Raw genomic sequence first — 6,772 nt, forward strand, 5'->3', positions numbered from 1 at the left:
ACACCGCTGCGGGCGGTCTGAAAGAAAATGCGGATGAAGCAAATGGCAAATAAACAATCGACAGCAGTCCAACCAGGGTTGCAAGCAGAATCCAGCCCACTATGGGCTTCAAACCTGTGAACATCTGGCGCCATCCAAAGTCCGAAGAACGTGAAGGGAAGATGAGCGCAGCATTTGCTACAACCAGCACAATAAAAGCCATTCCGCGAGCTTCACCGATATCAACACCAGCACGCAAAGACCAGCTATAGCAAGCCAGTACCAAAGCAGTCACCATGGACCCTTGCAGCAAACTCAGTACCAGTTGCCGTGCAGAAATAAGGTGTTCTTTGGACGAACGTGGTGGTTGTTCCATCAATCGTGTGCTACCCGATTCGGCTTCAAAGACAACGGAACACGCCGGATCAATGACCAGCTCCAGGAAGGCAATATGAATGGGTGCAAGTACGAGTGGCAAACCAAACAGAAGTGGCAAGATGGAAAGTCCAATGATGGGAATGTGTACGGCAAGCGTGTAGACCAATGCCTGGCGGAGATTGGCAAAAATGCGGCGTCCCAGGCGAATGGCAGAAACAATCGCTTTGAAGTCATCATCTAGCAGAACCAATGAAGAGGCCTCACGCGCCACGTCCGTGCCTCGTTTGCCCATTGCGATGCCAATATGCGCGGCCTTGAGGGCCGGAGCATCGTTGACACCGTCCCCCGTCATCGCAACGACTTCGTGTTGCCCTTTCAACGCTTCAACTATTGCAAGCTTTTGATGAGGTAAAACGCGCGCAAAGACGTTTGTTCTGCTAAGTCTTTCACTACGGGACGTGCCGTCCAACTCATCCAGTTCCGCCCCCGTAATCACTTCCTTGCTGTCAATACCAGCTCCAGATGCAATGGCACGCGCCGTGCGAGGGTGATCACCAGTAATCATGACTACGCGGATACCAGCCTTTAAACACTCCGCCACAGCACTGGGTACTTCTGGCCGTAGCGGATCAGCTAACCCAATCAGGCCCACAAATTCAAAGTCAAAGTCATGCTGCGCGTCGGGCCACGTCGTCTGTACATTGTGTTGGGCTTTTCCAACCGCCAGCACCCGCAAACCCTTGTCAGCCATCGCCAATGTGTCCTGGGCCAACTTCCTGCGTTGCTCCTCATCCAAATGGCAGAGCTCAGCAATCGCTTCTGGAGACCCCTTTGTCGCAACAACGTCGTAATTCAACGTGTCATGTCGCCAAAGATGTGTCATGGCCAACAAGGCGGAAGACAACTCATATTCCCGTGCCAAAGACCAGTTCGGGTGCAAATGGTGGGTATTGGCCAACATATTCCGGGCCATGCTATGAAACGCAACTTCCATCGGGTCGTGCGGTTCAATCTCGCTGGCCAAAACCACGTACTCAAGCAGCTCATGGAATGAGTCTGGCAATTCGCCGTCGGAAAGACTCACCGTATCCAGAAGAACGCCCTGTACGGACAACGCTGCAACTGTCATTCGGTTCTCTGTCAGCGTACCGGTTTTGTCGACGCAAAGAACCGTCGTTTCACCAAGCGTCTCGATGGCATTGAGTCGGCGCGTCAATACCCGCTTTCTTGCAATGCGGCGTGCACCCAGTGCCAAGAAAATAATCATGATGACGGGGAATTCCTGCGGCAGGAGTCCCATTGCTAGCGTAATGCCAGCCAGTAGTGCATCAAGCCAACTGCTGCGCAAACTCCAATAGAGCAATGCGAAAACCACGCTGACAATGACGCCTATGACAGCCAGGCGCCGTGTCAAAAGACCAATTTCATCGCGCAATGGAGAAGACTCCAGATGGATGTCTTGCAGCGACTTGCCAATGTGACCCAATTCGGTGGATTGGCCAATTGCCGTAACGCGCATCACGCCCTGACCGCGCACCACCATGGTTCCTGCGAAGACCTTGTCCGGGCCTTCAAACTTTGCCACTGCTTCCGATTCACCTGTCAGCATGGACTCATCCACTGCCAGTTCGTGCGCCTGCAATACCCAACCATCGGCCGGGATGCGATCGCCCTCCGAGAGAATCAGCACATCGTCCCGAACCACTTCGCGCCCAGCAATTCGGGTTGGTACACCATCCCGTATGGCCAGTGCGCGTGGACTGGAGAGATCGCGCAATGCTTCGAGTGCGCTCTCGGTGCGCCTCTCCTGTAGAACCGTCACTGCAATGATGACGACGACAAATCCGAGGAGGATCAATGCCTCATGAGGATCACCCATGGCCAAATAGATAAGTCCGGCTCCAATAAGAAGCAGGAACATCGGCTCGCGCATGACTTCACCCGTGATGTCCAGAAGCGTTCTGCTCTGGTTCACACCCAGTTCATTGGGCCCCTCGCTTTTCAGGCGATTCAGTGCCTCAGCTTGGGTCAACCCGGTGAGTGATTCTGTAGGCACACCATTCCAATCAAATTGCTCGCATTGTCAACTGGTTCAGTCAAAGAGTTCCTGCATTTTGTCGAGTTCACGCCGGTCAAGCCAGACTCCCCTGCACTGAGGGCAGTAGTCCATTTCAACACGGAGGCGATCCGTCATGGAGTCCGGGCTTTCATAGGGATATGCTTGGTCACGTCATGTGCTGATCGGAAGTCTGTTCTCGTGCATATATATCTCCAGGGTTTCCGCCCAGGCTGTAGGGAATGCTCAGAAATGCAGTGAGCACCATGGGAACCAAAGCCATCACCACCACGCGAAGGTAGGCGACAACAAAATTTTTGAGATCTGTATTCATTGCATACTCCATTGATTCAATTGAATATGCCAATCCTAGGGTGCTCAAATTAAGGTGCGCTGAAGCACTCATCTTCCCAGCAGTTGGATACTCCAAAAAGCCAGAAACCCGCCAAACAAGACCAGGGTAGCGACGGGCTTTTCTTGGACTTCGTGGGCTTCAATCAACAACTCTTCCGTCACCAAGTACAACAGGGCTGCTGCACTGAATGCCAGCGTCCCTCCGATGACCGCGTGCGAGGCGCCGCTCAACAATACGGTGCCCAACAGTGCAAACAGCAACACAGTAACGCCCAGTGCGCCGGACAGGATGATGATGCGCCGTCCCGACGTGGCGCCAGATGCCAACGCCAACCCCAGGAACAGCAACTCCACGGATAGGCCTAGCGCCAGTATGGTGCCGGTCTGGCCGCCAGCCGCAAAGCCGGCGCCGATGATGAAGCCATCGGTTGCCACATCTATAAATGTGGCCAGCAACAGGCCACTCCCCACGCCAGCAGCAGCCCCCATCAACTGGGCTTGGTGCTCCAGCCGCATTGTCCAGAGCTTGATGCCGTACATGAACAGACTACCCAACGCAAAGCATGCAATCAGTAGCAGGCTGGGAGCATGCTCGCGCTCAATCTCGGGCAACAGTTCTACGGCAAGCGCCGCCAGCACCACACCCGCAGCAAAGTGCTGGATCAGACTGCGTGCCTGATGGCTCGGCGTCCAGACTGCGGCCAATATGCCGCCCAGCAGTGCAACCACTGCCGGTATGGTCACGATCAGAAAGTCTTGTGTGTACATTGATTAAGTCCCTGTTGAAATGTCAGTTCATTACTTGGGCGTTGCAGGTGTCACATGCACCAGCGCCTTGGCCAGGTTGCGATAGATTCTTCCGCGTCGAACCGACGGCCACCACTCATACAAGAAGATCTGCAATGGGCGCCACATGGCCACCCAGCCGCCAATGATCAAGCTCTCCCGCAGGACCCGCAAAAAGGTGTTGCCCACATTGCCGGACAGCAGATCTGCACCCAGCAGACAAAGCAACAGGAAAGCCAACCCGATCAACAAACTGACGCGCCCCTCACGCAGCAGTAGCCCCAACTGGCGTTTGGTGATGGTGGTCTTGTAGTCAAAGAAGTTGTGAATCGCTTCTGCCACCAGAGGCGTGGGGTCTTGATCCGGCATCTGTTCCATGTGCACGATGATGCGGAAATGGCTGTCGGACGGAAATTCCATGGCCCAACTCTCGAGGTATTCCTGCGCATCGCGGTCCAGATCGCAGTGGTGAAACGGCGTCGGGTCCATCGAGTTGAAGAGCTCCGAGAGCTTGTCAATCCGCAATTCAATCTGGTGCACAGGCGGCACATGCTTTCTCATGGTTCAGCCTCCTCCGTCAGTCATCGTCCCCTCCGCCCTCGCCTCCTTCACCATCGGCACTACGGTGACAACGCACACAGTTGTCCAGATCACGTATGCCCTCGTCGCGATGCTCCCGCAAAACGTTTTGCACCGTGTGCTCGTGGCAGCCATAGCAGGTGTAGCGACTGTAGTCATTGCCCACGTGGCAGGTGACGCACTCCACATTGTGGTCCCGGTCCAGCACGAACGATTTGTCGTGGTCGAAGCTGGCTGGCTTCCAGGCGGTCTGTGCATGGCATTGGCTGCAGTTGCCGGTGATCTTGGTGTGCAGCTTGTCGGCAGGCGCGCGGTGGCAAGTCTGGCATTGCTCGCGTACGTTGCTGCGCAACAGTCCATGGGAGAACGGCTTGCGGCTGCGTTGCGTCAGCTTGGGGCCAGCGTGGTCGCTGTGGCATGTCATGCAGTTTTGTTCCAGCAAATCCTGGTGGAAGGAGACTTTCAAGGTCTTGCGCGCAATTGGCTTTCCCTGTGTGTTGCGCAAGCCAATGTCAGGCAGGGCGTGGCATGCGATGCAACGGCTGGATGCGGCCCCGCGCAGGGGCGCATGGCAGGCAAAGCAGTCGGTGGCAATGTTGGCGTGTCCCGCGATCAGCGGGCCGGGGCTCACCATCAGGTGCGGGTAGACGAACACCAGCGCCAGTAGCAGCAACAGGTTCAGACTGACCCAAGCCAGGACCCAACGGCGCGTCATTTCCAACCCCAGAAAAGAAAGACGGCGACGATGTGCGCCAGTGCCAGCACGCCAAACGCCAGAGTGATGGGGAAATGCACTGCACGCCACTGTTTGACCACATCGAAGGTCAGGCTATCCACATAGACTTGCTCGTCCAGCTCCGCTTCCGGCACACCCCGGCGCAACATCGTCTGGCGCGCCTCCAGCATGCGCTTGCGTGCACGATCCAGCAGAAACTTGCCTGCCAAGCCACTGCCGACATTGACCAGCATGGCACCTACGGCCAGCCAGCCCAGGATTGCATTGAAGTGGATTCCGGCATGTACCAGGATCAGCAAAGAGCCCAGCCAGGCCTGGTACTCATGCCAGCGCAGCAGCGCCAGGGGACTCCCTCCGGAAATTATTTTTCTCTTGCGCAGCGAATAGCGGAAGGAGTACAGGACCAGCAACAGGCCAACAATGCCCAGGTAACGGCCAATCCACACCAGTCCAAGCCAATGCAGCAGGGCATCCAGCAACAATGTTCCCCCCACCAGGGTCGCAAACGACAGCAGGAACGGGATGATTTCGCGCGTAATGAGCCGGGGTTTCATAGTGCTCATGCTTCCAATGTCAGAGGTGTGCGGGGCTTTGCCACGCAGAGCAGACAGTGCCCAGGTGCAACTTCATAGTCTGGAGGGTTGGCATAGTCCACCGAACCTTCGGCCAGCGTAGTCACACAACTGCCACAACTACCAGAGCGGCAACCGGATTCAATCTGAATGCCATGCGCCTCGGCAAAGTCCAGCAAATTGGAATACTTTGCATTCCAAGCAAGGCTACGGCCACTGCGTGTGAACTGGATCTGCAGCCCATCGACCGGCAAGGTGGCCTTCTCCATGGCCTCTTGCGCAGGAAGGCGCACACTGGCCGGGCCGAAAACCTCGAAGTGAATATCCGAGGTTGCCACGCCCCACTCCACCAGTGCTGGCACTATGCTTTCCAGCATGGCGGTCGGACCACAGATGTAGAACTGGTGCGGACCGTGGGGCAACGTCAGCTTCAACAGGTCCAGATTGACGCGTCCTGCGTGCTGGTAGTCCAACCGATGCTGGTCTTCCGTGAGGGGATTGCTGTAGACCACATGCAGCGTGAACTGCGGCCATTTGACAGCCATGTCTTCCAGCAGAGCCTTGTAGGCTTGTTCGGCACTATTGCGCACACCGTAATACAAATGCACCGCGCGCTCGGGTTGATGCTGCGCACACCAGCGCAGCATGCTGAGCATGGGCGTAATGCCAATGCCACCAGCAATCAGTACCACCGGTGTGTGTGTCGCGGTATCCAGATGGAAGTGCCCGGCTGGGGCGCGCAGCTGCAGCGTGTCACCGGTATGTATATGGTCATGAAAGTAATTGGATGCCAATCCAGGCGGAAGCCCTGAGGGCTCCGTCGGTGCCGGTACACGCTTGATAGTTACCCGGTAATAGCCTGGTGCAGGACTATCCGATAGCGAATAGCAGCGGGTGACGGTACGTGTTGCACCGCCGGGCAGTGCGGGCAGTGGCAAACTGAAGGTGAGGTACTGACCTGGCTTGAAGGGCGGCAGCGGCAATCCGTCAACCGGCTCCAGATAGAACGAACACTGGGTTTGGGCAGCGTCCTCGAAGCTGCGCTTTGCCACCCGAAAGGCCTTGAGACCGATCCATGCGAGGGGCGACACGCCAGGCTGTGATATCGCAGGTGACGGGGCAGGCAAGCGTGCCGTCGCTCTGCGCTTGAGCAAGGCATAGGCAATGCCCAGCATGATCTGGGCCATCAAGGCCATGCCGATGTATAGAAGAAGTGTGGAAGCAGTCACAAGGCCAGTTTGGTGCTAAAGCCTGAGTCACATCTTGACACCCGTCATGTTTTGAGTGATCAGTCATCACGCTTAAGCAATGCTTAACCTTGTGCCGGACATT

The 6,772-nt window shown here is 56.2% G+C and carries 7 protein-coding genes and 1 pseudogene; all 8 read right to left on the reverse strand.

What is annotated here, in order from left to right; all coding sequences use genetic code 11:
• On the reverse strand, positions 1-2,413 hold a 2,413-nt coding region (locus AC1RMF_RS26230), incomplete at its 3' end, for a cation-translocating P-type ATPase (RefSeq protein WP_493145446.1).
• Positions 2,414-2,461: 48 nt separating this feature from the next.
• Positions 2,462-2,551: pseudogene (locus AC1RMF_RS26235) on the reverse strand (TFIIB-type zinc ribbon-containing protein); the annotation flags it as partial.
• 31 nt (positions 2,552-2,582) lie between these two features.
• On the reverse strand, positions 2,583-2,747 hold the full coding sequence (locus AC1RMF_RS26240; protein WP_342618570.1) for a hypothetical protein: 165 nt from the start codon (positions 2,745-2,747) through the stop codon (positions 2,583-2,585).
• 68 nt (positions 2,748-2,815) lie between these two features.
• Entirely contained in the window at positions 2,816-3,535 is a 720-nt protein-coding gene (locus tag AC1RMF_RS26245) for a ZIP family metal transporter (RefSeq protein WP_493145448.1), read from the reverse strand.
• 30 nt (positions 3,536-3,565) lie between these two features.
• Positions 3,566-4,114, reverse strand: a complete 549-nt coding sequence (locus tag AC1RMF_RS26250; protein WP_493145450.1) for a hypothetical protein — start codon at positions 4,112-4,114, stop codon at positions 3,566-3,568.
• 16 nt (positions 4,115-4,130) lie between these two features.
• On the reverse strand, positions 4,131-4,847 hold the full coding sequence (locus tag AC1RMF_RS26255) for a cytochrome c3 family protein (protein WP_493145452.1): 717 nt from the start codon (positions 4,845-4,847) through the stop codon (positions 4,131-4,133).
• Positions 4,844-5,431: a hypothetical protein gene (locus AC1RMF_RS26260; protein ID WP_342618574.1), complete on the reverse strand. Its 588-nt coding sequence runs from the start codon at positions 5,429-5,431 to the stop codon at positions 4,844-4,846. Before AC1RMF_RS26260 ends, AC1RMF_RS26255 begins: the two co-directional genes overlap by 4 nt.
• Entirely contained in the window at positions 5,428-6,669 is a 1,242-nt protein-coding gene (locus tag AC1RMF_RS26265) for a 2Fe-2S iron-sulfur cluster-binding protein (RefSeq protein WP_493145454.1), read from the reverse strand. Before AC1RMF_RS26265 ends, AC1RMF_RS26260 begins: the two co-directional genes overlap by 4 nt.
• Between the last annotated feature and the right edge of the window lie 103 nt (positions 6,670-6,772).

It is taken from the genome of Rhodoferax sp. GW822-FHT04A08 (assembly GCF_058801025.1).